The 23,681-nt window shown below is 68.6% G+C and carries 21 protein-coding genes and 1 riboswitch; of the genes, 10 read left to right on the top strand and 11 right to left on the bottom strand.

Features of this window, described 5'->3' with window-relative positions; translation table 11 throughout:
• Positions 1-8 precede the first annotated feature (8 nt).
• The 3 genes from gcvP to gcvT form a co-directional block, all read right to left on the bottom strand.
• Complete coding sequence (gene gcvP, locus ASF26_RS06730; RefSeq protein WP_056251209.1) at positions 9-2,855, bottom strand: aminomethyl-transferring glycine dehydrogenase; 2,847 nt, start codon at positions 2,853-2,855, stop codon at positions 9-11.
• Between the two features lie 177 nt (positions 2,856-3,032).
• A complete protein-coding gene (gene gcvH, locus ASF26_RS06725) occupies positions 3,033-3,395 on the bottom strand; it encodes a glycine cleavage system protein GcvH (RefSeq protein ID WP_018044179.1) in 363 nt (120 codons plus the stop codon).
• A 49-nt stretch (positions 3,396-3,444) separates the two neighbouring features.
• A complete protein-coding gene (gene gcvT / locus ASF26_RS06720) occupies positions 3,445-4,575 on the bottom strand; it encodes a glycine cleavage system aminomethyltransferase GcvT (protein WP_056251206.1) in 1,131 nt (376 codons plus the stop codon).
• Positions 4,576-4,625: 50 nt separating this feature from the next.
• Positions 4,626-4,733, bottom strand: a riboswitch (glycine riboswitch).
• Positions 4,734-4,961: 228 nt separating this feature from the next.
• Here gcvT and ASF26_RS06715 point away from each other — a divergent pair.
• The 4 genes from ASF26_RS06715 (at position 4,962) to tam (ending at position 8,427) form a co-directional block, all read left to right on the top strand.
• Positions 4,962-5,735, top strand: a complete 774-nt coding sequence (locus tag ASF26_RS06715) for a Fe-S cluster assembly protein HesB (RefSeq protein WP_056251203.1) — start codon at positions 4,962-4,964, stop codon at positions 5,733-5,735.
• A gap of 113 nt (positions 5,736-5,848) precedes the next feature.
• Positions 5,849-6,919, top strand: a complete 1,071-nt coding sequence (gene trpS, locus ASF26_RS06710) for a tryptophan--tRNA ligase (RefSeq protein WP_056251200.1) — start codon at positions 5,849-5,851, stop codon at positions 6,917-6,919.
• Positions 6,919-7,617 (top strand): haloacid dehalogenase type II, encoded by a 699-nt coding sequence (locus ASF26_RS06705; protein WP_056251196.1) that lies wholly within the window; start codon positions 6,919-6,921, stop codon positions 7,615-7,617. The genes trpS and ASF26_RS06705 overlap by 1 nt, the downstream gene beginning before the upstream one ends.
• A 27-nt stretch (positions 7,618-7,644) precedes the next feature.
• Positions 7,645-8,427, top strand: coding sequence for a trans-aconitate 2-methyltransferase (gene tam / locus ASF26_RS06700; protein WP_056251193.1), 783 nt, complete (start codon positions 7,645-7,647; stop codon positions 8,425-8,427).
• A 45-nt stretch (positions 8,428-8,472) separates the two neighbouring features.
• Here tam and ASF26_RS06695 read toward each other — a convergent pair whose 3' ends face one another.
• The 8 genes from ASF26_RS06695 to ASF26_RS06660 all read right to left on the bottom strand — a co-directional run bounded on the left by ASF26_RS06695 (position 8,473) and on the right by ASF26_RS06660 (position 14,864).
• Positions 8,473-9,126 carry a pyridoxamine 5'-phosphate oxidase family protein gene (locus tag ASF26_RS06695; protein WP_018044186.1) on the bottom strand — a complete coding sequence of 218 codons (654 nt, stop codon included), beginning with the start codon at positions 9,124-9,126 and terminating at the stop codon, positions 8,473-8,475.
• Between the two features lie 263 nt (positions 9,127-9,389).
• The gene (gene ilvC / locus ASF26_RS06690; protein ID WP_027172993.1) at positions 9,390-10,409 is read right to left on the bottom strand and encodes a ketol-acid reductoisomerase; all 1,020 of its coding nucleotides are present in this window, start codon (positions 10,407-10,409) and stop codon (positions 9,390-9,392) included.
• A 27-nt stretch (positions 10,410-10,436) separates the two neighbouring features.
• Complete coding sequence (locus ASF26_RS06685) at positions 10,437-11,081, bottom strand: TetR/AcrR family transcriptional regulator C-terminal domain-containing protein (RefSeq protein ID WP_056251190.1); 645 nt, start codon at positions 11,079-11,081, stop codon at positions 10,437-10,439.
• A 93-nt stretch (positions 11,082-11,174) separates the two neighbouring features.
• Positions 11,175-11,813 carry a glutathione S-transferase gene (locus ASF26_RS06680; protein WP_056251187.1) on the bottom strand — a complete coding sequence of 213 codons (639 nt, stop codon included), beginning with the start codon at positions 11,811-11,813 and terminating at the stop codon, positions 11,175-11,177.
• Positions 11,810-12,178: a type II toxin-antitoxin system PemK/MazF family toxin gene (locus ASF26_RS06675; protein WP_056251185.1), complete on the bottom strand. Its 369-nt coding sequence runs from the start codon at positions 12,176-12,178 to the stop codon at positions 11,810-11,812. The genes ASF26_RS06680 and ASF26_RS06675 overlap by 4 nt, the downstream gene beginning before the upstream one ends.
• Positions 12,165-12,467, bottom strand: a complete 303-nt coding sequence (locus ASF26_RS06670; RefSeq protein WP_056251181.1) for a hypothetical protein — start codon at positions 12,465-12,467, stop codon at positions 12,165-12,167. The genes ASF26_RS06675 and ASF26_RS06670 overlap by 14 nt, the downstream gene beginning before the upstream one ends.
• A 54-nt stretch (positions 12,468-12,521) precedes the next feature.
• On the bottom strand, positions 12,522-13,064 hold the full coding sequence (gene ilvN / locus ASF26_RS06665; RefSeq protein WP_018044192.1) for an acetolactate synthase small subunit: 543 nt from the start codon (positions 13,062-13,064) through the stop codon (positions 12,522-12,524).
• Between the two features lie 24 nt (positions 13,065-13,088).
• Entirely contained in the window at positions 13,089-14,864 is a 1,776-nt protein-coding gene (locus tag ASF26_RS06660; RefSeq protein ID WP_056251179.1) for an acetolactate synthase 3 large subunit, read from the bottom strand.
• Positions 14,865-15,313: 449 nt separating this feature from the next.
• Between ASF26_RS06660 and ASF26_RS06655 the strand changes: the two genes are divergently transcribed.
• From ASF26_RS06655 to ASF26_RS06630, 6 genes are all read left to right on the top strand, one after another.
• Positions 15,314-16,852, top strand: a complete 1,539-nt coding sequence (locus ASF26_RS06655; RefSeq protein ID WP_056251176.1) for a sensor domain-containing diguanylate cyclase — start codon at positions 15,314-15,316, stop codon at positions 16,850-16,852.
• A gap of 121 nt (positions 16,853-16,973) precedes the next feature.
• Complete coding sequence (locus ASF26_RS06650) at positions 16,974-17,480, top strand: chemotaxis protein CheW (RefSeq protein ID WP_056251173.1); 507 nt, start codon at positions 16,974-16,976, stop codon at positions 17,478-17,480.
• 31 nt (positions 17,481-17,511) lie between these two features.
• The gene (locus ASF26_RS06645; RefSeq protein ID WP_056251169.1) at positions 17,512-18,987 is read left to right on the top strand and encodes a CheR family methyltransferase; all 1,476 of its coding nucleotides are present in this window, start codon (positions 17,512-17,514) and stop codon (positions 18,985-18,987) included.
• Positions 18,984-19,595, top strand: a complete 612-nt coding sequence (locus tag ASF26_RS06640) for a chemotaxis protein CheW (RefSeq protein ID WP_056251166.1) — start codon at positions 18,984-18,986, stop codon at positions 19,593-19,595. Before ASF26_RS06645 ends, ASF26_RS06640 begins: the two co-directional genes overlap by 4 nt.
• Before the next feature lie 55 nt (positions 19,596-19,650).
• Positions 19,651-21,321 (top strand): methyl-accepting chemotaxis protein, encoded by a 1,671-nt coding sequence (locus tag ASF26_RS06635; RefSeq protein ID WP_056251163.1) that lies wholly within the window; start codon positions 19,651-19,653, stop codon positions 21,319-21,321.
• A gap of 26 nt (positions 21,322-21,347) precedes the next feature.
• Positions 21,348-23,651 (top strand): response regulator, encoded by a 2,304-nt coding sequence (locus ASF26_RS06630; protein ID WP_056251160.1) that lies wholly within the window; start codon positions 21,348-21,350, stop codon positions 23,649-23,651.
• Positions 23,652-23,681 lie beyond the last annotated feature (30 nt).

Raw genomic sequence — 23,681 nt, 5'->3', positions numbered from 1 at the left:
TGCCACCCCTACTCCGCCGCCTCGCTATAAGCATCCACCGGCGGGCAGGAGCAGACGAGGTTGCGGTCGCCGTAGGCGTTGTCGACGCGGTTGATCGGCGGCCAGTACTTGTCCATCCGCAGACTCCCCGACGGGAAGCACGCCGCCTCGCGGGAATAGGGCCGCTCCCACGGGCCGATCAGGTCCGCCACCGTGTGCGGCGCGTGTTTCAGCGGGTTGTTTGCCTTGTCCATCCGCCCCTCCTCGATGGCGCGGATCTCTTCGCGGATCGCCAGCATGGCGTCGCAGAACCGGTCGATCTCGCCCTTGGTCTCGGATTCCGTGGGCTCGATCATCAGGGTGCCGGCCACCGGCCAGCTCATGGTCGGCGGGTGGAAGCCGCAATCGATCAGACGCTTGGCGATGTCCTCGACGCCGATCCCGGCGGATTTCTGGAACGGCCGCACGTCGATGATGCATTCATGCGCCACCCGGCCCTGTGCTCCGGCATAGAGCACCGGATAGGCGCCCTTCAGGCGGCTGGCGATGTAATTGGCATTGAGGATCGCCACGCGGGTGGCCTGGGTGAGGCCGCGCCCGCCCATCAGCAGGCAGTAGCTCCACGAGATCGGCAGGATCGAGGCCGAGCCGTAGGGCGCCGCCGAGACGGCCCCTTCCTCGCCCGTCCGCGGATCGGAGGGCAGGAACGGGATCAGGTGCGCCTTGACGCCGATGGGACCCATGCCGGGGCCGCCGCCGCCATGGGGGATGCAGAAGGTCTTGTGCAGGTTGAGGTGGCTGACATCGGCGCCGATGTCGCCGGGGCGGGCGAGGCCCACCATGGCGTTGAGGTTGGCCCCGTCGAGATAGACCTGGCCGCCATGGGCGTGGACGATGTCGCAGAGTTCGCGGACCCGAACCTCGAACACCCCATGCGTCGACGGATAGGTGATCATGCAGGCGGCAAGCTTTTCACCGTGCAACTCGGCCTTCCGGCGGAAATCCTCCACGTCGATGTTGCCGTGCTGGTCGGCGCCGACCACCACGACGCTCATGCCGCACATCTGGGCCGAGGCCGGGTTGGTGCCGTGCGCCGAGGACGGGATCAGGCAGATCGTGCGGTGCCCCTCCCCCCGCGAGAGGTGATAGGCGCGGATGGCGAGCAGGCCGGCATATTCTCCCTGCGCGCCGGAATTCGGCTGCATCGAGATCGCGTCGTAGCCGGTGATGGCGCAGAGCTTCTGCGAGAAGTCGCGCAGGAGTTCCTGGTAGCCCTCGGCCTGATCGGCCGGCACGAAGGGGTGGATCTCCGAGAATTCCGGCCAGGAGATCGGCAGCATCTCGGCTGTGGCGTTCAGCTTCATCGTGCACGAGCCGAGCGGGATCATCGCCCGGTCCAGCGCCAGATCGCGGTCCGCGAGGCGGCGCATGTAGCGCGTCATCTCGCTCTCGGCCCGGTTCATGTGGAAGATCGGATGGGTGAGATAGGCGGAGGTGCGCAGATTCGCCTCGGGCAGGCGCGGGGTCGGCCAGGCCTCGTCGTAGGTGAGATGTTCCCCGCCGAAGGCGCGCCATACCGCCTGGACGATGTCGGGCCGGGTGCGCTCGTCGACGGTGATGCCGATGCGGTCCGAGCCCACTTTCCGCAGGTTGACGCCGTTCTTCACCGCGTTCTGCAGGATCAGCCCCTGGAAGGCGCCGACCTCCACCGTGATCGTGTCGAAGAAGCCCTTCGGCTCGACGGCGAAGCCGAGCGTTTCAAGGCCTTCGGCGAGGCGCACCGCATCGCGGTGGACCCGCGCGGCGATGGCCTTGAGCCCGCGCGGCCCGTGGAACACCGCGTACATGCCGGCGATGACCGCCAGCAGCACCTGCGCGGTACAGATGTTCGAGGTCGCCTTCTCGCGGCGGATATGCTGCTCGCGAGTCTGCAGGGCGAGGCGGTAGGCCCGGTTTCCCCTCGCATCGACGGAGACGCCCACGAGCCGGCCCGGCAGGGTGCGCTTGTGCGCCTCGCGGGTGGAGAGATAGGCGGCGTGCGGGCCGCCATAGCCCATGGGCACGCCGTAGCGCTGCATCGAGCCGATGGCGATGTCGGCACCCATCTCGCCCGGCGGCTTCAGCAGGGTGAGGGCCAGGGGGTCGGCGGCCATCACGGCGACCGCGCCGGCCCCGTGCAGGCGGGCGATGACATCGGAAAAATCGTGGATGGCGCCGCAGACGCCGGGATACTGGAAGATGGCGCCGAAGACCTCCGCCGGGTCGAGATCGGTCGAGGGGTCGCCGACGACGATGGTCCAGCCCAGCGGCGCGGCGCGGGTCTTCAGGACGGCGATGGTCTGGGGCAGGCATTCGCCATCGACGAAGAAGGCGGTCTTTCCGTTGCGGGCGATGCGCGAGGCCATGCCCATGGCCTCCGCCGCCGCCGTGGCCTCGTCGAGGAGCGAGGCATTGGCGATGTCGAGCCCGGTGAGGTCGCAGACCAGGGTCTGGAAGTTCAGCAGCGCCTCGAGCCGGCCCTGGCTGATCTCGGGCTGATAGGGCGAATAGGCCGTGTACCAGGCCGGGTTCTCGAAGATGTTGCGCTGGATCACCGGCGGCATCGTGGTGCCGTGGTAGCCCTGGCCGATGAGCGAGACGAGAAGCCGGTTCTTGTCGGCGATGCCGCGCATATGTTCGAGCACCCGGCGCTCGGTGAGCGACGTGCCGAAATCGATGCGCTCTTCCTGGCGGATGTCCGGCGGCAGGGTCTCGTCCACGAGGCCGTGAAGGCTCGGCGCGCCGACCACGGCCAGCATCGCCTCGATCTCCCCGGCGGTGGGGCCGATATGGCGGCGATTGGCGAAATCGTAAGGGTCGTAGCGATCGTTGGGCATGATGGGCCTCGCGTGCCGAAGTCTGACGAATGTCGCAACGCACCTCCCTCCCCCTTGTGGGGAGGGATCGAGGGTGGGGGTGGTTCCGCCGGACTCCGCAGCGGGTCACCCAATCACCCCCACCTCCAACTCCTCCCCACAAGGGGGAGGAGGGCGCGTTCTGGGTCGTTCCAAGCGCTACTTCGCGAACTCGGCGTAGGCGGCCTCGTCCATCAATCCGTCGAGGGAGGCGACGTCGTCGAGGCGGAGGCGGTAGAGCCAGCCCGCGCCCTGCGGGTCGGTGCCGATGCTGGCCGGGTCCGACACGGCGGCCTCGTTGACCTCCGTCACCTCGCCCGAGACCGGGGCGAACACGTCGGAGGCGGCCTTCACCGATTCCACTACCGCCGCGGCCTCGCCCTTGACGAGCTTGGCGCCGACCTTGGGAAGCTCGACGAAGACGAGGTCTCCGAGCTGCTCCGCCGCATGGGTGGTGATGCCGATGGTGGCGACATCGCCCTCGATGGCCAGCCACTCGTGCTCGTCCGTGAATTTCAGCATGATGCGCTCCGTGAACAGGTGGTGGGAGAAGACGGCCGGGGGCCGGGATTCAGCTGCGCTTGAAGCGCGCCGGCACGAAGGGAAGCGTCACGACCGAGACCGGCAGTCGCCGGCCGCGCACTTCCGCGAAGAGGCGTGTGCCCGGCGCCGCCAGGGCGGCGGGGACGTAGCCCATGGCGATGGGGGTCTTGAGGCTGGGACTGAAGCCGCCGGAGGTGACCCGGCCGATGGCCTCGCCGGCCTCCTCTGCGACGAGCGCGGCCCCTCCCCGTATCGGGGTCGGGCCTTCCGGCAGCAGGCCGACGCGCCGCGACGCGGGACAGTCGCCGATCTCACCGAGGATGCGCGCGGCGCCGGGAAACCCGCCCGCCCGCGCCCCGCCCTTGCGGCGGACCGGCTGGATCGCCCAGGTCAGACCGGCCTCAACGGGACTGGTGGCCGGGTCGATATCGGAGCCGTGCAGGCACAGGCCGGCTTCCAGCCGCAGGGAATCGCGGGCGCCGAGCCCCACCGGCTCCACATCCTCGTCCTGCAGCAACGCCTCGGCGACCGCATCCGCGGCATCCTCGGGGAGAGAAATCTCGAACCCGTCCTCCCCGGTATAGCCGGAGCGGCTGACGAGGGCGGACGCGCCGAGGAGGTCCACCCACTTCACGTCGAGGAAGCGCATGGCGGCGGTCTCGGGGGCGAGCCGTGCCAGGGCCTTTTCCGCCAGCGGCCCCTGGAGGGCGAGGAGCGCGCGGGGCAGCACCGCGATCTCGCACAGGCCGGTGAGATGGGCGCGGAGATAGGCCTCGTCGGCGAGTTTGTTGGCGGCGTTGACGACCAGGATCAGGCTGTCGTCGAGGCGCGCGACCATGAGGTCGTCGAGGATGCCGCCGGTCTCGTCGGTGAGGAAGCCGTAGCGCTGCCGGCCCGGTGCCAGGCCCAGCACGTCGATGGGAAGGAGGGTTTCGAGGGCGCGGGCGAGGTCCGCCATGCCGCCCGGACCCGGATTCAGCCGGATCTGGCCCATATGCGACACGTCGAACAGGCCGGCCGCCTTGCGGGTGTGCAGATGTTCGGCGATCAGGCCGGCCGGATAATGCAGCGGCAGCGCATAGCCCGCGAAAGGCACCATGCGGGCGCCGTGGCGCAGGTGGAGCGCGTGAAGCGGCGTGCTGGAAGCGTCGAGCGGCATCTGGTCATCCCATGACAGAACGTCCCCGGACACTCGATCGAGTGGTCCGGTTGCCCCCATCTGTCACGGTTACCTGAGAGCTTCTCCCGACCCGCGAGGGGCTGGGATTTCTCCTTCGGTGGACGCCCGCGAAGGCGCCTCTCTCCAGATTGTCAAAACGAAGCGGTGATTGTGCCTGAGAGTTTCCGGGGGTGGTTGCTCCGTCGGCGCCATGACCGGTTCGTACCGGCCTGGGCTCTCCCGCTGCGTCATTCGCTGACGGGTCGAACGTGTCATGTCGGCGGGGGTGGCGCAAGGCCGCGGGTTTCAAAGGCACGATTCTGTGTCGCACCCGGCAGGGTTCGGGTCCGGCGGAACCGCTCGGACTCGCCGGGGATTCGCCTGTCATGGCCATCGCATCCGGGCACGACCTCGCCGGCCCCCGCCCCCGGCAGACCAGGTGCTCCGTTGACCTCGCCGACGCGAGCCTCAGTGACAAGGCGCTGGAGATCCACCGCCGGCTCTGCCCCGTCTACGGCTGCCCGATTCCGTATTTCCACAGCCTCGACCCGCTGAGCGAGCTCGTCTCCTCGCTTCTCTCCCACCGGACCCGGAACGCCGATTCCGGTCGCGCCTTCAAGGCTTTGCGGGCACACTACCCGGATTGGTCCGACCTCGTGGACGCGCCCGTGGCGGAGATTGAGGCCACGATCTCCGGCGTGACCTGGCCGGAACTGAAGGCCCCCCGCATCCGCGCCGTCCTGGCGGCGGTGGCCGAGCGTCACGGCTCCCTCTCGCTGGATTTCCTGAAGGAGATGGAGGTCGATGCGGCGCGTGCGTGGCTCGAAGCGATTCCGGGCGTCGGCCCGAAGACCAGCGCGGCGGTCCTGTCGTTCAGCCTGCTGCGGATGCCCGCCCTGCCGGTGGACAGCCACCACCACCGGGTGGCGCAGCGTACCGGCCTCATCGGCGCGAAGGTCGATGTCGGTCCCTCGCACCCGATCCTGCGGGCCCAGCTGCCGACGGAGTGGAGCGCGCAGGATCTCTACGACAACCATGAGATCCTGATGCTCCACGGCCAGGCCGTGTGCCATCACCGCAATCCGGCGTGCGGGAGGTGCGTGTTGCTGGACATCTGCCCGACCGGGCAGGCGCAGCGGTCTTCCGTGCGTGAACCTTGACCGTCCCCGGTGACCCGTCCAGAACGCGTTCTCGTTTGCGCGTTTGCGTGATCTCAAGCAATCCGCAAACGTTTGTCTGCGCCTGCCGCCTCACGCCATAGGAACCACGCGCGATGACCGCGTTCACAGAGCTTGTGTTCTCGGGCGTTCAGCCCACGGGCAACCTGCATCTCGGCAATTACCTCGGCGCCATCAAGCGCTTCGTGGAGATGCAGGAGCGCGAGGCGCAGTGCCTCTACTGCGTCGTCGACATGCACGCGATCACCCTGTGGCAGGACCCGGCCGCCCTGAAGGGTCAGATCCGCGAGGTCACCGCCGCCTTCCTCGCCGCCGGCATCGACCCGAAGCGCAGCATCGTCTTCAACCAGAGCCAGGTGCCGGCCCATGCCGAACTCGCCTGGATCTTCAACTGCGTCGCCCGCCTCGGCTGGCTGAACCGCATGACCCAGTTCAAGGACAAGGCCGGCAAGGACCGGGAGAACGCGAGCGTCGGGCTCTACGCCTATCCGGTGTTGATGGCGGCCGACATCCTGGCCTACCGCGCCACCCACGTGCCGGTGGGCGAGGACCAGAAGCAGCACCTCGAACTGACCCGCGACATCGCCCAGAAGTTCAACAACGACTTTTCGGAGTCGATCTCCGCCCACGGGCACGATGCGGGTGCGGGGTTCTTCCCGATCACCGAGCCGTTGATCGGCGGCCCGGCCGCCCGCGTCATGTCCCTGCGGGACGGCACCAAGAAGATGTCGAAGTCGGACGCCTCCGACAACTCGCGCATCAACCTCACCGACGAGGCGGATACCATCGCCACCAAGGTGCGCAAGGCCAAGACCGACCCGGAGCCCCTGCCCTCCGAGACGGCGGGTCTCGCCGCGCGGCCCGAAGCCGACAATCTCGTGGGCATCTTCGCGGCGCTGAAGGGCGTCACCCGCGACGAGGTGCTGGCCGATTACGGCGGCGCGCAGTTCTCGGCCTTCAAGGGGGCGCTGGTGGAGCTCGCGGTGGAGACGCTGGCACCGATCGCCTCCGAGATGAAGCGTCTCGTGGCCGATACCGACTATATCGATGCCGTCCTCGCCGATGGCTCCGAGCGCGCCGAGGCCATCGCGGCTCCGACGCTGGATGCGGTGAAGGACATCGTCGGTTTCGTCCGCCGCGGGCCGCGTTTGCGGACCGTCCGGTAATGATCCGGGCGCTCGTCTTCGACGTCTTCGGGACGCTCGTCGACTGGCGCTCCGGAGTAGGTCGCGAGGCCGCACGCCTGCTCGGTGCGGAGGCGCCCTCCCTCGATGCCGGCGCTTTCGCGGATGCGTGGCGTCGGCACTACGGGCCTTCGATGGAGACCGTGCGTTCGGGGACCCGACCCTTCGTGGACCTCGATACCCTCCATGCGGACTCCCTGCCCCTCGTCCTGGCGGAGTTCGGCATCGTCGGCGTGTCGGATGCCACACAGCGGGAACTGGTCCAGGCCTGGCACCGGCTCGACGCCTGGCCCGACGTACCGCATGCCCTGCGGCGTCTTCGGACGCGCCACCTCCTGGCGCCGAACTCGAACGGTCATATCCGGCTGATGGCCGACCTCGCCCGCCGCAACGGGCTGATTTTCGATGCGATCCTGGGGGCCGGCCATTCCCGCGATTACAAGCCGAAACCGGCCCTCTATCGCGATGCGGTGGCGGCCTTCGGCTTCGCTCCGGCCGAGACCTTGATGGTCGCCGCCCATTCGAATGACCTCGCGGCAGCGGCGAGCCACGGCCTGTCCACTGCCCATATCGCCCGCCCACGCGAGCACGGGCCGGGCGGTGGCGAAACCGCGCCCAATGTTCCGGTCACCTATGCGGCCCGGGACCTTACGGATCTGGCCGACCAGCTCGGCTGCTGACGACGACGGAGCGGAAGGGTGAGCACGATGGCCGATTGGAACCCCGCCCTCTACACACGCTTCGAAGACGAGCGTACCCGTCCGGCGGCCGAGCTCCTGGCCCGCGTGCCGCTCGAAGCCCCGCGCCTCGTCTACGATCTCGGCTGCGGCCCCGGCAATTCCACCGCGCTCATCACCGCACGCTTTCCCGAAGCGGAGGTGATCGGCCTCGATACCTCACCGGCGATGTTGGAGCGTGCGAGGAGCCGCCTGCCCGGCCTCGCCTTCGCAAGGGCCGATGCGGCGACCTGGATCCCCGAGCGGGCGCCGGACCTGATCTACGCCAACGCCGTGCTACAATGGCTGCCCGACCACCCGGTGCTCCTGCCCCGGCTCCTCGGCCTCCTGGCACCCGGCGGCGTGCTCGCCGTGCAGATGCCCGACAACCTCGCCGAGCCCTCACACCGCCTCATGCGCGAGGTGGCGTGTGCCGGTCCCTGGGCCGAGGCCATCAGCGACCCGGCCATGGCCGGGCGGCTCGGGCGGATGCTGGATCCGGCCGGCTATTACGACCTCCTGGCGCCGCTCGCGGCCGAGGTCGATGTCTGGCGCACCGCCTATCACCACCCGATGGCGGATGCCGCCGCCATCGTCGAATGGGTCAGGGCGACCGGGCTCCGGCCCTTCCTCGACCCGCTGGACCCCGAGGACACGGCCGGGTTCCTCGCCGCCTATGCGACGGCGATCGATGAGGCTTATCCGCCGCGCAGCGACGGGCGACGCCTGCTCGCCTTCCCGCGGGTCTTCATCGTCGCCCGCCGGGCAGAATAGCGCACCGCCCCGGATGCGATGGCCGGGACGATGCTCGGCCGGGCTTCAGCTCTCGCCGCGTGCCACCCGTGCCTCGTATTCCGGCAGGGCGAGCTGGCCTTCCTTCTCGACCCGCGCCTTGTCCTCGTCCGAGATCACGTCGCCGACCATGTCGAGACGCTTCCACAGAGCGAGTGGCGTCTCCTTGTCGGGGCGCGGCACGTATTTGTTCTGCGACACCTTCTGGTACTTGTGGATGTAGCGCGGGCAGTTGACCCAGGCCTTCGTCACCTCGATCTTCACGAGGTACTTGGCCTCGGTGTATTCGGCCATCAGCGGATCGTCGCGCAGCATCCGGGCGTGTCCCTGGACGCGGACACGGTGCGGGGTCTCGAAATCGATGAACAGCAGGCCGACCTTGGACTGACCCTCGATGTTGCCCATCGAGTACCACATGCCGTTCCCGTCGAGGCCGGGGAAGACCAGCGTGTTGGCGTCGAGCACCTTCACGAAGCCGGTGCTGCCGCCCTTGTAGGAGACGGTGGGCATGCCGTCGGGATCGACCGTGGACAGGAAGAACATGTCGCGGCTGCCGATGAAGGCGGCCTCGTCGGGACCGATCTCGTCATGCACCCAGCCGGTGTCGAGGCGCTCGGCGAGCTTGACGGTATTGTACTCTTCCTGAAGCGCGCGATGCTCGTCGTAATAGAGCGAAGCCATGGGTGTCCTCCAACCTTCGGCCGCTCTCAAATGGGCAGCCGTTACGGAGCATGATCGCCGGATTTTTCGGAGAGTACAACGGGGGCAGCTCGTCCTTCTCTCCTCTACGGGAGACGATGGCCCGCGAAGCGGGTCGGATGAGGGGTGTGACTTTTCCGGAGAGGTCGCCCCCTCTCCCGCCTGCTCCGCAGGCACCCTCCCCCGCAGAGGGGGGAGGGTTTCGCACGCGGCCGGGCGAAGCCCGGCCGCAATGTCCAAAAAAGTCAGTTCTTGGACTTGTCGACCAGGGCCTTCTCGGAGATCCACGGCATCATGCCACGGAGCTTCGCGCCGACTTCCTCGATCGGGTGACGGGCGAGCTTGGCGCGGGTGGCCTTGAACGAGGTCTGGCCGACCTTGTTCTCCAGCATCCAGTCGCGGGTGAACTTGCCCGACTGGATGTCGTCCAGCACGCGCTTCATCTCGGCCTTGGTCTCGCTCGTGACGATGCGCGGGCCGGTGACGTACTCGCCGTACTCGGCGGTGTTGGAGATCGAGTAGTTCATGTTGGCGATGCCGCCCTCGTAGATGAGGTCGACGATGAGCTTCACCTCGTGGAGGCACTCGAAATAGGCCATCTCGGGAGCGTAGCCGCCCTCGACCAGGGTCTCGAAGCCGGCCTTGATGAGCTCGACGAGGCCGCCGCACAGCACAGCCTGCTCGCCGAACAGGTCGGTCTCGCACTCTTCCTTGAAGGTGGTCTCGATGATGCCGGCGCGGCCGCCGCCGTTCGCCGAAGCGTAGGACAGGCCGAGATCGTGCGCGTTGCCGGAAGCGTCCTGCGCGATGGCGATCAGGGTCGGCACGCCGCCGCCCTTGAGGTATTCGCCGCGCACGGTGTGGCCGGGGCCCTTGGGGGCGACCATGAGCACGTCGAGATCCTTGCGGGGCTCGATGAGGTTGAAGTGGACGTTGAGGCCGTGGGCGAACAGGAGGGCGGCGCCCTGCTTCATGTTCGGCTCGAGCGACTCCTTGTAGATATCGCCCTGCAGCTCGTCCGGGGTCAGCATCATGACCACGTCGGCCTGTTTCGCGGCGTCGGCGACGTTCATCACCGTGAAGCCCTCGTGCTCCGCCTTCTTGGCGGTGGCCGAACCTTCGCGCAGCGCGATGACGATGCCCTTCACGCCGGAATCGCGCAGGTTGAGGGCGTGGGCATGGCCCTGGCTGCCGTAGCCGACGATGACGACCTTCTTGCCCTTGATCAGGTTGAGGTCGGCGTCACGATCGTAATAGACCCGCATGATGGAATGTCCTTTTCGCTTGGGGTGTCAGGGTCGGGCCTGGCCGTAGAGGGCCAGGAACTGGTCGACGGCGCGGGCCGCGTCGCGTCGGATCTCGGCGGCGTCGAGGTCGAGCGCGTCGCCGAGGAGAAGTCGGATCTGGACGTCGCGCCCGACCAGACCGAAGAAGGTCCGGAAGGCGGTCTCGCCGTCCTCGAAGGCGAGGAGCCCGGCCGCGCGGCCCGCCTCCAGCACGGGCTTGACCCGCCCGCCGATGGCAAGGCGCCCGTTCGCCAGCACGATGGCGCCGAGGTTGCCCTTGCGCGAGCCGGCATGCGCGATGGCGATGCGGTTCAGCACCACCGAGGTACGGCCCGCGATCACATCGAGCCAGGTCACGGCGAAATCGAGCAGGCGATCGCGTAAGGCGGCCGCATCGAGCGCGCCCGCCGCATCGCGCCCCGCATGGACGCGCGAGGCCTGCCAGCGCACCGTAGCGGTGAGGAGACCGTCCCGGTCCCCGAACCATTTGTACAGGGTTTCCTTCGAGCAGCTCGCCCGGCGCGCCACCGCATCCATGGTGAGCTGGTCGCCCTCCTCGACGAGGAGAGCGAGCACGGCATCGAGCACCGCCTGTTGGCGGGCCGAGGGCGCCTCCTGCCCCGTCTCGTCGCGTGCGACCGTCGCGTTCATGCTTCCAGACAACCAGTACCGTACCGTACGGTACGCGGCGTCGTAGTCCGGTTTTGCGGCCTGAACAAGAGGCGGCGTGACCCCTGCCGAACCTTATTGGGGCAGTTTGAGGCCTTCGCGGGCGAACACGCCCTGCACGGCGGGCCGCGCCGCCATGGCACGGGCATGCGCGGTCCAATGGGGAAAGCGCTCCGCCATGTCGAAGCCGAGCGCCGGTCCGCGGCCCCAGGTCCAGAAAAGCAGCAGGTAGGGATCGGCGACGCTGTAGGCCTCGCCGACGGCCCAGCCGCCGTTGGAGAGTTTGACCTCGGTCATGGTGAAGAGGTCGCCACAGGTCTCGACGCCCTTGGCCTGGATGCCCGGGAAGGCCGTCTCATCGCTCGTGTAGCGCTCGGCCCGGCGGATATGCGCGTAGGCGATGTGATGGCCGGTGGAGAGCCAGCCCAGCCATTCGTCGACCCGCGCCTGATCGCGGGGCGCTTGCGGCCACAGGCCGGCCTGCGGGTGCGTGCGCGCGATGTGGCGCAGGATGGCGGTGTTCTCGGTGAGCACCCAATCCTCCTCGACCAGCGCGGGCACGCGGCCGCGCTCGTTGACGGCGAGATACTCGGCCGCCCGCTGGTCACCCTTGGCGAGGTCGAGCCGCACGGTCTCGTAGGGCGCTCCCGTCTCCTCGAGGGCGATGTGGGAGGCGAGCGAGCAGGCGCCGGGGGCGTAGTAGAGGGTGGTCATGGAGACGGGGGACCATTCGGAGTCATGCCGATTAGGGTCGCGAGCTTGCTGCGAACCTCGGCGAGGATGACATCGGGGACAAAACCTAGGGAGCGAAGGATGCTCGTATCCCGGTCGATCGAGCGGACCTGATCCACCAGAACCGCGCCGTCGACCGGCAGGCCCTGCGGCAGCAGGACCTTCGTCGGCCACGGATTGAGATTACGAGTGATGGGGCAGACGATCACCCGTGGGGCCAGCAGATGCATCTGGTCGTTGCAGATGTCGAGAGCCGGCCGACGACCGTTCTGTTCCGTGCCACGCACGGGCTCCAGATCAACCAGCACGATCTCTCCCGGATAGCGGAGCCGCTCAGTACGGCTCATCGTCGTTGATGATCTCAGAGCCGACGTCAGGCCCCCAATCCACCGTCGGAGGTTCGAAATCGGGGCCGAGGCGCCGCGCCTCCTCGACCATCTCGGCCATCGTGAAGACCGGAAAGCCATTCACGAAGCGATGCGCCGCGGGTGATGTGGCACTTGCCGCTTCACGCGTCGCAAGGGGGCCGAGAAGCACTTCCACCACTTGGCCTTCCACGAGGCCAAGGGTCCGGACATCGTCGGCCGACAGTCGAACCGTATAGTCCGGCCCCTCTCGTTCCAGCTTGGCTTCCATCCCTCGCCTCCGACTCAGACCACCGCCATCATAGCGTGGTCCCGCGAAAAAGCCTCACATCGCCTCGGACCCGCGCCCCATCGCGGCGATGCCAGTCCGAGAAATCTCCACGAGGCCGATCACCGTCATCAGGCCGATGAAGCGGTCGATCTCCTCGGTGGTGCCGGTGACCTCGAACACGAAGGAGTTCAGGGTCGCGTCCAGGGTCTTGGCGCCGAAGGCGGCGGCGAGGGTCAGCGATTCGGTGCGGTGCTCGCCCGTTCCCGCCACTTTGACGAGGCAGAGCTCACGCTCGAGGGCCTTGCCCTGGAGCGTGAGGTCGACGACCCGGTGCACCGGCACGAGCCGGTCGAGCTGAGCCTTGATCTGCTGGATCACCGCATCGGTGCCGGCGGTGACGATGGTGATGCGCGAGATGTGGCGCGCCACCTCGGTCTCCGACACCGTCAGGCTCTCGATGTTGTAGCCGCGTCCCGAGAACATCCCCGCGATCCGGGCGAGGACGCCCGGCTCGTTGTCGACGATGACCGCGAGGGTGTGCCGGTTGATGGGCTCGACCCGACCGGCATCGGGGTAGTGCGTGTTCATGGCGTTCATGACGTCTCTCCTCCGTGCCGTCGGTCAGACCAGCATCTTGCCTTCCTCGGAGATCACGTCGCCGAGGTCCATTCCGGTCTCGCCGAGGTAGTCGGAGAGCAGCATCTCGTTATGCGCCTTACCCGACGGGATCATCGGGAAGCAGTTCTCTTTCTTGTCGACGATGCAGTCGAAGATGACCGGGCCGTCATGGGCCAGCATCTCGGCGATCGCCCCGTCGAGCTCGCCCGGCTTGTCGCAGCGCATGCCCTTGGCGCCGTAGGCCTCCGCCAGCTTGACGAAGTCCGGCAGGCTTTCCGAATAGCTCTGCGAATAGCGCGAGCCGTGCAGCAGCTCCTGCCACTGCCGCACCATGCCCATATACTCGTTGTTCAGGATGAAGATCTTGACCGGCAAGCGATACTGCACGGCGGTCGACATCTCCTGGATGTTCATCAGGATCGAGGCTTCACCGGCGATGTCGATGACAAGACCGTCCGGATTGGCCAGCTGGGTGCCGATGGCCGCGGGCAGGCCGTAGCCCATGGTGCCGAGGCCGCCGGAGGTCATCCAGCGGTTCGGCTCGTCGAACTTGAAGTACTGCGCCGCCCACATCTGGTGCTGGCCGACCTCCGTGGTGACGAAGGTCTTCCGGTCCTTGCAGGCCTCGTAGAGGCGCTGCACCGCGTATTGCGGCTTGATGATCGTGCCCGACGGCCAATAGGCAAGGCAGTCCCGCGCCTTCCAGGTGCGGATCTTGGCCATCCACTCGTCGAAGCGACCCTGGTCGGGGCGCTTGGGCAGGGCCTTCCAGGCCGCGAGCATGTCTTCCAGCACCGAGCCGCAATCGCCGACGATGCCGATATCGACCTTGACCACCTTGTTGATCGAGGAGGCGTCGACGTCGATGTGAATCTTCTTGGAAAAGGGCGAGAACGCGTCGAGACGGCCGGTGATGCGATCGTCGAACCGCGCGCCGATACAGACCATCACGTCGCATTCGTGCATGGCGAGGTTGGCCTCGTAGGTCCCGTGCATGCCGAGCATGCCCAGGAACTGCTCGTTCGACGCCGGGAAGGCGCCCAGACCCATCAGGGTCGAGGTGACGGGAAAGCCGGTGACCTCCGCCAGCTGGCGCAGGAGCGCCGAGGCGTGCGGGCCGGAATTGATGACGCCGCCGCCGGTATAGAGGATCGGACGGCGCGCGCCGGCCATCAGTTCGACGGCGGACTGGATCGCCTGCGCGTCGCCCTTGAAGGCGGGGCGGTAGGTCTTGTGGCCGTTATGCGTGGGGCGCTCGTAGATCCCGCTCGCGAACTGGATGTCTTTCGGCAGATCGACCACGACGGGGCCCGGCCGCCCGTTCGAGGCGACGAAGAAAGCCTCGTGCAGGATGCGTGGCAGGTCGTCGATCGATTTGACCAGGTAATTGTGCTTCGTGCAGTGGCGGGTGATGCCGACCGTGTCGCATTCCTGGAACGCATCGGTGCCGATCAGGTGCGTCGGAACCTGGCCGGTGATGCAGACGAGGGGGATCGAATCCAGCATCGCGTCGGTGAGGCCAGTGACGATGTTGGTGGCGCCGGGGCCGGACGTGACGAGGACGCAGCCGACCTTGCCCGACGAGCGGGCATAGCCCTCTGCCGCATGGACCGCGCCCTGCTCGTGACGCACGAGGACGTGCTTCAGTTCTTCCTGGTGGAAGAGGGCATCGTAGATCGGCAGCACCGCACCGCCCGGATACCCGAACAGCGTATCGACACCCTGATCCCGGAACGCCCGGATGACCATTTCGGCCCCGGTCATGACCTCGCCGCTCATCGTCCTGCTCCTCAAAACCTGATTGAACCCAGTGTCAAACGTCTCGTCGCGGCAACAAAAAAGGGTCCCGAAGGACCCTGCATGCGCCACCATCCGGATCACGGCCCCTGTATCAGGGCCGCCCGGTCGGTGGCGCTTCCGTTACGATAAGGATGACCCGCATGGGAAAACCAAAAACCTCGCCGTTCGTCGGTCTGACGAATCGTAAACTCGTGCCGGCCTGTTTAAACAGGTCCGAGGGTCCGGTCAACGCCGTTCGAGGCAAGATAATGCCTCGCACGGCCACAGTGAGGTCACGCGGTCGGTCCTCGTGATGACAGTCCACCCGGATTCAAACCCTGAGCGTCTGCTTGCCTATGGATCGCGCACTAGGTGCTGAGGCACTGAGGGTCGGGGGCTAGCGCACGAGACCCCGGACTACCTGAAGACGTTCGTGCCGCAGGCTGTTCATGGGCCTCAAGCTTCGCCTCGGCCGGTTTACATGGTCCGCCCGGACCTGGATCGTGCTCGGTGTTCTCGCGCCGATCGGCATGCTGATCACCTCCGGGGTGATGCTGCTCGACATGCGGCGCGACGCCTGGGACAAGGCCGAGCAGACCTCGCGAAACCTGCTTCGGGTCATCGAGCGCGACATCGCCCGCAATTTCGAGATCATCGACCTGTCGATTCAGGGCGTCGTCGACGGCCTGAACGTGCCGGGCGTACGAAACGTCAGCCCCGAATTGCGGCAGCTGATCCTCTTCGACCGCGCCGCCAGCGCCCGGGACATGGGGGTGATGCTCGTCCTCGACGAGAACGGAGACACCGTCATAGACGCCGCGTCGGTGACGCCGCGCAAGCTCAACAATTCCGATCGCGACTACTTCAAGGCGCAAAAGGCCCGGGCCGATCTCGGCCTCTACATCAGTCCTCCCGTCGTCTCGCGCCTGTTGAGGACGCCGGTGCTGGTCCTGAGCCGCCGCATCAACAAGCCGGACGGATCCTTCGGCGGCATTGTGCTGGGCTCGCTGAGCCTGTCCTACTTCCACAGGCTGTTCGATCGCATCGGTCTCGGCCCGTATGGCGCGATCAACCTGTATCGCTCTGACGGCATGCGCATCGTCCGCCATCCTTATCTGGAGAGTGATATCGGCAGCTCCATCGCGGGGACCCCGACATTCGAACGGTTCCGGCGGGAGGGCAGCGGTAGCTTCGTGGGGACATCGCCCCGGGACGGCAGCGAGCGGCATTTCGCCTTCACCCGCATCGGCGACCTTCCCTTCATCCTCAACGTCACCCTGTCGGCTTACGAGATCGAGGCGGAATGGCGCGGGAAGGCCCTCGTCATCAGCCTCATCGTGGTTCTGCTGTGCGGCTTGACCATCGGCCTCTCCCTCCTGTTCTGGCGGGAGCTGCGCCGCCGCGCCGCGATCCAGGCGGAACTGGAGCGCCTGTCTCGAACCGACATGCTCACCGGATTGCCCAACCGCCGCGCGTTCGAGGAGATGGTCGCCCGGCTCTGGACGAGCGCCCGCCTTCACGGAACGCCGCTCTCGCTCCTCGTGGTCGATGCGGACCATTTCAAGCGCTACAACGACCGCCATGGTCACGCCGTCGGCGATCAGGTGCTCCAGGGTATCGGCCGCTGCCTGTCCGCCAGCCTGCGTCGTGACGGAGACATCGTCTGCCGCGTCGGTGGCGAAGAGTTCGTCCTGCTGCTGCCGGATGCCGACGGGGCCGCCGCCCTCGGCGCGGCCGAGCGCGTTCACGCGCGGATGTCGACCCTGTCGGTTCCATCGGCGGAGATCGAAGCGGGCGCGATCACCGTGAGCGTCGGCGTGGCCAGCGCCCTGCCCGCCGCGGGCGGCTCCACGGACCCGTTCGACCTCTACCGGCGGGCCGATGCCGCCCTCTATGAGGCCAAGGCCGCCGGCCGGAACCGGACCTGCTGCGCCGCCCCGGAGGGAGCCGCGCATCCCCCGGCCGCGCCACACGGTGCCGCGGTCTGATCCGGCTCTACAAGACCGGTGGCGGAGCGAAAACTCAGGTCCCCGACAACCGAATCCGTTTGCCTGGCTCTCCGGCATCGTCCTATCTGGGGCGAATCTCCCATCATGCCACCCGGGACCGATGCCCCCGACCGCGACGACGGCCTTTCTGATCCTCGACGTGGCGGGCAGCGCCTGCGCCCTGGCCCGGACCTGCGTGAGCGAGGTGCTGCCGTTGCCTCGGTTGCACCGGCAATCCGCCACGGCGGGCATGCTCGCGGGGTTCCTCAACCTCGGCGGTGCCGCGGTTCCGGTGATCGACCTCGCGCGCCTCCTCGGGCTGAGCGAGGCGGCGGCCGACCCTGATGACGTGGATCGTCATCTCGTCCTCGATTCGGCCCGTTCCACCGCTTTCCTGGTCGACCGCGCCGAGGCCCTCGTCGTCGTTCCCGATTCCGAGATCCAACCGGCGGATGAGACGCGCAGCCTCAACGGCTGCGTGATCGCCGGGTTCGAGCGGGGGCACGGCCGCGTCGACGTGCTGAGCCTGCCCCGCCTCCTCACGCGAGAGGAGCGCATCCGCCTCGATGCCCTCACCCGCGCGGCGGCCGAGCGGCTGTCCGGGCTCGACGCCGCGACTTCACCATGAGTGGATCGCCCATGAGCGGATCGTCCGCCCGATGATGCGTCCGGCCAAGGCTGGCCCCGAACGCGATCCGACCTTCGCCGCCCTCAAGGCGAGGGTGATCGCCCGGACCGGGCACCATTATTACGCCGACAAGGACGACCTGCTCTTCGACCGTCTGCGCAAGCGCTTCAAGGCGTGCCGGCTCGCCGATTCCGCCGCCTATCTCGCGTATCTCGACGCCGAGGCCACCGGTCCTGCGGAATGGGCCGCCCTCGAGGCCGAGATAACCATCGGCGAGACGTTCTTCTTCCGCTACGCCGAGCAGTTCGCGGCCCTGCGCGGGACGATCCTGCCCGGCCTGATCGCCGCGCGCGCGGAGACGAAGTCCCTGCGGATCTGGAGCGCCGGATGCTCGACGGGGGCGGAGCCCTACTCCATCGCGATCCTGCTCCACGAACTCCTCGGCGACGACCTTCCCCGCTGGCGGATCGCCATCACCGGCACCGACATCAGCCACGAGGCTCTCGAGACGGCCCGCGCGGCGGTGTTCGGGCGCTGGGCCCTGCGCACCCTGCCGCCCGAGGAACACGCGCGCTACTTCGTCCTCGGCCCCTCGCTTCCGGGCATCGCCCGCGAGGGCAGTTTCACCCTGCGGCCGGAATTCCGGCGGATGGTGCGGTTCGAGCACCAGAACCTGATGAGTCTGCTTGACGGTACGGCGCCGTCGCATTTCGCCGGCTTCGACCTCATCCTCTGCCGCAACGTGCTGATCTATTTCCAGGCCGATGCCGTGGTCGGCATCGTGCGCGGCCTCGGCCATCGCCTCGTTCCGGACGGCTGGCTCCTGATCGGCCATGCCGAACCGAACCCGGCCTTCGCGGCCACCCTGCAGCCGGTGAACCTCCCCGGTACGGTGGCCTACCGCCTGCCGACGACCGCGCTCCCCGTCGAGCCACCGCCGCCACCCGAGACCGTGGCGGCCGCCTTCCCGAGACCGGTTCCCGAACCTCCGGCGCCCGAGGCCGACCCGCCTCCCGCCTTCGCCCCGATGCCCGCTCCCATCGCGGACCCGCCCCCGCCCCCGCCCTCGCCCTCGCTCGACGGGGCCGGGCCGGAGGATGTCGAGGTGGTGCTGGACGCGATCCGGGGTCTCGCCGATTCCGGGCAGATCGCGGAAGGGTGGCGCAGGGTTCAGGCGGCCCTCCTGACCACCCCCACCGATGCGCGGCTGCACTATTACGACGGTCTTCTCGCCTACGACCTCGGCCGAGAGGCGGAGGCCGAGCGTGCCCTGCGCGGGGCGCTCTATCTCGACCGCACCTTCGTGATGGCGCATTACCAGCTCGGCCTGCTGCTCGGCGCCCAGGGACGCGAGGCCGAGGCCCGCCGGGCGTTCGACAACGCCGTCCGCTTCGGCCGCGACCAGCCGCCCGACACCCTGCTCCGCGAAGGCGACGGGCTGAGCGCCGGACGATTGGTCGAAAGCGTGGAGGACGCCCGCCTGGGCATGAGGACATCCGTATCGTGATCGCACCGGCCGCAGGGGACACTTCAGACGATCCGCGCATCCGGAGGCTGCTCGACGAGCGCACGGCCGCGCTCGCCCGCCGGGGCGTCGACATCGCCCATCGGGCGGCGACCCGCCCGTTCCTGGTCTGCGCCGCCGGGGACGACCGCTACGGCCTGCCCCTGGATTCCGTCGTCCAGGTGGTGCCGGCGCGGACCTACACGCCCGTTCCGGGGGCGCCCCCGGAACTCCTCGGCCTGATCGCCCTCTCCGGCCGCGTCGTCAGCGTGCTCAGCCTCGCGGGCGCCCTCTCGCGTCCGCTTCCCTCGCGGGCGGATTCTTCACGGGCGGATTCTTCGCGGGCCGAGTCCTCGACGGCGACGGGCCACATCCTCGTCCTGCGCGGCGGCATCGCCCCCGTGGCCCTCGCCGTCGACCGGGTTCTCGCCGTCGCGGACGTGGACGGCGCGCTCACGACCGAACCGGTTCTCACGGGCGGCTTTGGTGCGGATGCGGTTTCGGGCTATGCACCGGCTCCCGGCCCGGAGGCCGCCCATCAGGGCGGAGAGGTCGGCTTCGTCGTCATCGATCTGCCGCGTCTCCTGCGGCGATACCTGCCTCAAGGCTGACGGCAAGGCTCCCCCGGAGCCTTTCCCGTCGAGCGGTTTCGGAGCGTCGCCCAGCGTGTCGATCTCGATCGGAAAACGGATCCTCATCGGCTTCGTCGCCATCACCCTGGTGATGGTGGGGCTCGGCGTCTACGCGCTGGGCCAGATCGGAGCCGTCCGCGACAATACCGCGACGATCGTCACGCGCGACCTGACCATCGCGCGCAAGCTCGACGATCTCGGCAACAAGTCGCGCGACCTCGGCAGCCTTCGCCGCAACGGCGTCATCGCGGCTTTGATGCGCAACCGCCCCGATGGCGAGATCGCCGCGAACGTCGATACCTGGCGCCGCGTGGCGTCCGAGGCGGAAGCGATCCTGGTCGACACCATCCGCACCGCCGACGGTTATGGCGCCACGGCCCCCTCTCCCGAGCGCTCGGCGATCTGGAAGCGGCTCGGCGAGGCCGCCAGCGCCGCCGCGGCGGATTTCCGGAAGCTGCGCACCGCCAGCGAGGTGCAACTCGCCGCCATCCTGGCCAAGGACGTCGAGGGGGTGGAAGCCCGCAACGACGATCTCAACCGCATCCAGGACGAGTTCCTGCGCGATCTCGACCGCACCCGCGACCTGCTCGACCAGGGAATCGATGCGGGCCAGCGCCGCTCCAGCGACATCTACGAGCGCAGCCTCGTCTCCATCGGCCTCATCCTCGCGCTCTGCGTCGTTCTGAGCATCGTGGTCACGGGCCTCATCCGCCGGGGCGTGGTCAAGCCCCTCGAAGAGGTCATGGCCTTCGCCGAGCATGTGGGGTCGGGCGACCTGACGCGGACGCTCCCGCGCACCGGCTCCGACGAGATCGGCCGCCTGGCATCGACCCTGAACACCATGGTCTCCGGCCTCGCCGACCTCGCCCGCACCAACCGGGCGGCCACCTCCGACCTCAATGCCGCCGCCGCCGAGATCCGCGCCTCCGCCCAGGAACAGGCGGCCAGCGTCGAGGAGCAGTTCGCGGCCGTGCAGGAGACCGCCGCCACGGTCGACGAGATCACCCATTCCGGCGCCCAGATCGGCAAGCGGGCGAGCGAGGTGATCGCCACCGCCCAATCCACCGCGCAGATCTCGCGGGCCGGCCTGCGGGCCGTGGCCGATACGGCCAAGGCCATGGACGCCATCCGCGAGCAGGCGGAGGCGGTGGCCGGCAACATCGTCTCGCTGAGCGAGAAGACCCAGGCGATCGGCGAGATCATCACCACCGTCAACGACATCTCGGAGCGCACCCACCTGCTGGCGCTCAACGCGGCGATCGAGGCGGCGGCGGCGGGCGAGAGCGGCCGGAGCTTCGCCGTCGTCGCCTCGGAGATGAAGCTGCTCGCCGATCAGGCCAAGGCGGCCACCGCGCAGGTGCGCACCATCCTCTCGGAGATCCAGCGGGGCATCAACACCTCGGTCATGCTCACCGAGGAGGCGGTCAAGCGCACCATGACCGGCAAGGCCCGCTCGGACACGACCCAGCGGACCATCGAGGAGATCACCGCCAAGGTGGAGGAGAGCGTCCAGACCTTCCAGCAGATCGTCGCCTCCACCAACCAGCAGCAGCTCGGCATCGAGCAGGTGATGGGCGCCCTCCAGAACATCCGGCAGGCGAGCCAGCAGACCGCCGCCGGGACCCGCGAGGTCGAGGCGGCCTCCGCCAATCTCACCGAACTCGCCCAGGCGCTCCTGACCCTCGCCGACCGATACCGGCACTGACGGGAGAGGCCGGGCGCAACCGACCGATGGATATCCGCCAGCAGCTCCTCGCGGCCTTCGAGGTCGAACATCGCGAGCATATCGATGCGATCCGCGCCGCCTTGGCCCATGTCTCCTTAGCCCACGTTTCCTTGGCCGGTGCGGCCGGGAACGTCCCTCCCGACTGGAACGACGTCTTCCGCCGGGCGCACAGCCTGAAGGGCGCCTCGCGGGCGGTGGACCTGCCGAAGGTCGAGGCCGTGGCCCATCGCCTTGAGACCTTGTTCGAGCGAATCGTCGCGGGCGACGCCGCCCTCGACCGCGAGGCGACAGGGGCCGTCCACCTCGCCCTGGACCGGATCGAGGCCTATGTCGCGGCTCTCAAGGGCCAAGCGGACCCGGCCATGCCGGCCGATGCGCTCGCGTCTCTCGATCGCTGCCTTGCCGGCCCCTCCCCGGTTCCCGCCGAGCCGCCGCCGGCCCGGCCGGATTCTCCGGCGGGCGGCATCCCGGCGCCATCGCCGCCGCAGAAGCCTGCGCCGATCCCGACCGAACCCACCGTCGATGCGGGCACGCTCCTGCGCGTGCCCGCCGACGCGGTGGAGGCGTTGACGCGGGCCTCGCATGAGCTGACCAGTGCGCTCGGTGCCGAATCCGTGTTGGCCGAGGGGCTGGCGAAGCTCCAGAGGGACGCTGCCGCCCTCGGCCGCCGGGCCGAGACCCTTCGCGGCGGCGAAGCCCGTAGCGGCAAGGGCCGATCCGAGTCCGCGGCGGATGCGTCCGGCCTCGACGCCATCAGGGCGGAGTTGCGCGGTTTCGAGACGGCGCTCCTCGCCCTCGCCCGCGATGCTGCGCTGCTCGCCCGGATCCGCACCGGCGCCATCGCCGCGGCGGATGCCGCCTCCGCCCGGATCGGACGCGAGGCCGAGCGCCTGGCTCTCGTACCGGCGGAGACCGTGTTCGGCGCGTTTCCGCGGGCGCTGCGCGACATGGCGCGCGAGGCCGGCCGGGAGATCGACGTGGTGACGCGCGGTCTCGACCTCCCCGTCGACCGCGCCATGCTTCAATCGTTGAAGGACCCGGTCCTCCACGCCCTGCGCAATGCCCTCAGCCATGGCGCGGAGCCGCCCGAGCAGCGTGAACGCCGGGGCAAGCCCCCCGAACTCTCGATCACCCTCGATGTCGCCGTGCGCGGCGGCCGCCTGGTCATCGGCATCCATGACGACGGGCGCGGGCCTGACCTACGCGCCATCGAGGCGACGGCGCGGGCGCGCGGCCTGATCGGTGCCGCCGACGGCGATCCCGATTCCTTCCTCGCCCTGGTGTTCGAACCCGGCTTCTCCACCGCCGCCGCCATCGACACCCTGTCCGGGCGGGGCATCGGTCTGTCCGTCGTCGCCGACACGGTCCGGCGTCTCGGCGGCAGCGTCCGGCTCGAACCGCGTGTCCCGGCCGGGACGTCGCTGATCATGCATCTGCCGTTGTCGGCGGCGCGGCGGACCCTGTTGCTGGTGGATGTCGGCGCCTCGATCTTCGCCCTGCCGAGCGCCAGCGTGGAGCGCCTCCTGCGCCTCGACAGGTCGAGCCTCTGCTCTGTGATGGGCCGGACCATGGTGCGCCTGCCGAGGGAGGGCGGCGAGGACCTGTCTCTGCCCCTGGTGGATCTGGCGGGCCTCATCGGGGTGGCGGGCGAGGACAACCGTCCGAGCGAGGGCCGCCCGGTGACGGCGGTGCTGATGCGCGCGGGCGGCCGGTCCTGGGCGATGCGGATCGATGCCCTGCGCGATGTCCGCAACCTTCTCGTCCTGCCGGCACCGCCCATCGGCGCCGATCCGCGCCTGATCTCGGGCACCGTCGTCCTGGGGGGCGATACGCCGGTCCTCGTCCTCGATCCCGACGGTCTGGCCGCCCGGGCGGGCGAGACGAGCCATGCCGCGCCGGAACCCATCGACGAACCCTCCGGAACAGCCGCGCTCCCGCGACGTTCGACGATCCTGGTGGTCGACGATTCCATCACCACGCGAACCTTGGAGAAGGGCATCTTGGAATCGGCGGGCTACCGCGTCGTCGTTTGCGTCGACGGGCAGGATGCCCTCGACCGCCTTCGCGCCGGCATCGAACGCGTGGATCTGGTCGTGGCCGACGTGGAGATGCCGCGCCTCGACGGGTTCGGGCTGCTGAAGGCCTTGCGGGCGGACGAGGCGTTCGCCCGCCTTCCCCTGATCCTGATGACCTCACGGGGGGATGCCGACGATGTCGCACGGGGGCTCTCTCTCGGCGCCGACGCCTATCTGACGAAACAGACGTTCGACCAGCGCCAGCTTCTCGACACGATCGGGCAATTGTTGTGAGTGACGCCGAGCAGACACCGATCGAGACCC

The organism is Methylobacterium sp. Leaf93 (assembly GCF_001422345.1).
Classification (GTDB): domain Bacteria; phylum Pseudomonadota; class Alphaproteobacteria; order Rhizobiales; family Beijerinckiaceae; genus Methylobacterium; species Methylobacterium bullatum.
This window is presented reverse-complemented; position numbering and strand designations above follow the sequence as displayed.

Bases quoted from the DNA above. Each gene is read 5' to 3' on its own strand.
- tam (WP_056251193.1), top strand. From the start codon at position 7,645: ATGGCCGATTGGAACCCCGCCCTCTACACACGCTTCGAAGACGAGCGT.
- ASF26_RS06675 (WP_056251185.1), bottom strand. From the start codon at position 12,178: ATGAGCCGTACTGAGCGGCTCCGCTATCCGGGAGAGATCGTGCTGGTT.
- ASF26_RS06680 (WP_056251187.1), bottom strand. From the start codon at position 11,813: ATGACCACCCTCTACTACGCCCCCGGCGCCTGCTCGCTCGCCTCCCAC.
- ASF26_RS06695 (WP_018044186.1), bottom strand. From the start codon at position 9,126: ATGGCTTCGCTCTATTACGACGAGCATCGCGCGCTTCAGGAAGAGTAC.
- ASF26_RS06655 (WP_056251176.1), top strand. From the start codon at position 15,314: ATGGGCCTCAAGCTTCGCCTCGGCCGGTTTACATGGTCCGCCCGGACC.
- ASF26_RS06645 (WP_056251169.1), top strand. From the start codon at position 17,512: ATGATGCGTCCGGCCAAGGCTGGCCCCGAACGCGATCCGACCTTCGCC.
- ASF26_RS06630 (WP_056251160.1), top strand. From the start codon at position 21,348: ATGGATATCCGCCAGCAGCTCCTCGCGGCCTTCGAGGTCGAACATCGC.
- ASF26_RS06685 (WP_056251190.1), bottom strand. From the start codon at position 11,081: ATGAACGCGACGGTCGCACGCGACGAGACGGGGCAGGAGGCGCCCTCG.
- ASF26_RS06670 (WP_056251181.1), bottom strand. From the start codon at position 12,467: ATGGAAGCCAAGCTGGAACGAGAGGGGCCGGACTATACGGTTCGACTG.
- gcvT (WP_056251206.1), bottom strand. From the start codon at position 4,575: ATGCCGCTCGACGCTTCCAGCACGCCGCTTCACGCGCTCCACCTGCGC.
- ASF26_RS06650 (WP_056251173.1), top strand. From the start codon at position 16,974: ATGCCCCCGACCGCGACGACGGCCTTTCTGATCCTCGACGTGGCGGGC.
- ilvC (WP_027172993.1), bottom strand. From the start codon at position 10,409: ATGCGGGTCTATTACGATCGTGACGCCGACCTCAACCTGATCAAGGGC.
- gcvH (WP_018044179.1), bottom strand. From the start codon at position 3,395: ATGCTGAAATTCACGGACGAGCACGAGTGGCTGGCCATCGAGGGCGAT.
- gcvP (WP_056251209.1), bottom strand. From the start codon at position 2,855: ATGCCCAACGATCGCTACGACCCTTACGATTTCGCCAATCGCCGCCAT.
- ASF26_RS06705 (WP_056251196.1), top strand. From the start codon at position 6,919: ATGATCCGGGCGCTCGTCTTCGACGTCTTCGGGACGCTCGTCGACTGG.
- ilvN (WP_018044192.1), bottom strand. From the start codon at position 13,064: ATGAACGCCATGAACACGCACTACCCCGATGCCGGTCGGGTCGAGCCC.
- ASF26_RS06660 (WP_056251179.1), bottom strand. From the start codon at position 14,864: ATGAGCGGCGAGGTCATGACCGGGGCCGAAATGGTCATCCGGGCGTTC.
- ASF26_RS06715 (WP_056251203.1), top strand. From the start codon at position 4,962: ATGGCCATCGCATCCGGGCACGACCTCGCCGGCCCCCGCCCCCGGCAG.
- trpS (WP_056251200.1), top strand. From the start codon at position 5,849: ATGACCGCGTTCACAGAGCTTGTGTTCTCGGGCGTTCAGCCCACGGGC.